Genomic DNA, 1,881 nt, shown 5'->3' with positions numbered 1-1,881 from the left:
CTGGGAAAAATACGAAGATATTCCTCAATTTGTAAAAAAAGACATTATTGAAAATCAAAATTCATACGATATAGTCACACCATTTAAAGAAAATGGAAAAGAGTGGTTATTTGAATATTTATACAAATATCAACCAAGAACAGGTAAAATTTTAAAGGAAAGTGGAGATTTATTCGCTGGGGTAGAATTAGATGAAGGAGAAATTGGAAATACATTTTTAGGTATAGAATGTAATGGTAAATTAATAGAAATTGAAAGAGATTTTTATGGAAATAATTTATGTGATAATGATGAAGAAAATAAAATAATAAGAGAAATTAGCAGATTTAATTATTTACCAGAAGAAATAAAGAAATCATATTTCTATAAATTTAGTGGTTTTGGAGTAAATAATGGCATAGGTTATGTGTTGCCATGTAATAGTTGGGATAGTTTTGATGGATATATGGACTCGTATAAAATTCCTAAAGGGAAACAAAAGAAATGGTATAAATGGATGGAACAATTTATGCCGAAATTTGATTTGAAATCATTGGGCGGAACGTGTACGGATTTTATGAGTTTTTTGGATACAAGATATGAAGGAAATGAAAATGAAATTGAAACAACGCTATTTGTGAAAACACATTTAAAAGATGGAATTGTATATGCAATACAAAATGGCGATATAGAAAATATGAAGATACTTAGCAACCCGGTTGAAACGATAGATAGATATTGTGAATATGTTTTGACAATGCACAAGACGGATTTTGATTTTACTCCATATTTTGAAGCACTAGAAAAACTGGATGGAAAAGGAGCAACTAATATTTCTATGGAAGAGGAAGATTTATATATGGTAGAAATAAGGGTGGCATATATAAAAGGTAAATATATAGGTAACAAAGAAAAGGAATTAAAATGGTATGAACAGATGAAATGGTATTTAGATTTTCATTCATTTGAAAATAATTATGTAAAATTAAGAACAGATAACGGTTGGCTAAATCAAGATAATTCATTAAAATATTTAGATACATCAACAGATAAAAGAATAAAAGAAATGATAGAAAAAAATGAAGTTGAAGAAATACAAATTTTTTCGATTTTAGATAGAGGGAAACCAACTGGTGAAAGTGATGCTGTTGTTTTTATAACATTTAATAAAAAAGAAGGATTAACTACTTTTCACATATGGGATGATTATACAGAAGAAACGGATATGAATGAAAAAATAAATGAAATGAAATTGTTAATAGAACCAGAAATAGAAGAAATATTCGACTGGAAATGTAAAAATAAATTCCCTTATAATTATGTAAAGTTTGGAAAAAAAGGATTAATCCCTGAAGCGAAAATAGATAGAATTTATAAGAAAATAACGAAGTGAGCGAAAAAATGTTTAAAAGAACTAATTATTATGTAAGAAAAATAAATGGTAATAAAATAAATTTAGAAGAAGCCTTAGAAATGTTTGAAATAAAATATAAAAACTCACTAAAATTTAAATATGTTTCACAAGGCACAGGGTTAGATTTGATTGATATAGTAGAAAATGATCATTATATATCTAAAAGTTTAAACGTAAAAATGCTAAATGGAAAAATTTCTTTGGAAGTATTTGATGAAGACGAAGAAGAGGATTATGAATATTATTATTATATAAATCCAAATGCACCGATAGCATTGACATATTATCCAAATTATCCAGATTTAATAGACAATAATCTGCATAAAGTTCCTTTAAGTATGTTTACGGAAGATAAAGAATTTGTTTATGAAGTAATAAAAGATTTTTTTGATAAAGGAAATACTGAAAAAATAAAAGAAAATTATATTAAGAATAAATGGATAATGGATAAATACAAATAATAAAATTAATTTTTTAGAGTATTTATG

2 protein-coding genes are annotated in these 1,881 nt (G+C 25.6%); both read left to right on the top strand.

Going from position 1 to position 1,881, the window contains the following annotated elements; genetic code table 11:
• Positions 1 to 1,372 (top strand): hypothetical protein (locus Q0370_RS11530; RefSeq protein WP_299575871.1); only part of this gene is annotated, 1,372 nt, incomplete at its 5' end.
• A gap of 8 nt (positions 1,373 to 1,380) precedes the next feature.
• The gene (locus tag Q0370_RS11525; protein WP_299575869.1) at positions 1,381 to 1,854 is read left to right on the top strand and encodes a hypothetical protein; all 474 of its coding nucleotides are present in this window, start codon (positions 1,381 to 1,383) and stop codon (positions 1,852 to 1,854) included.
• Positions 1,855 to 1,881: the final 27 nt, after the last annotated feature.

Origin of the sequence: uncultured Leptotrichia sp., assembly GCF_938036635.1 — a bacterium.
GTDB lineage: Bacteria > Fusobacteriota > Fusobacteriia > Fusobacteriales > Leptotrichiaceae > Leptotrichia > Leptotrichia hongkongensis.
The sequence above is the reverse complement of the archived record's forward strand: the minus strand, read 5'-3'. Positions and strand labels throughout refer to the sequence as shown.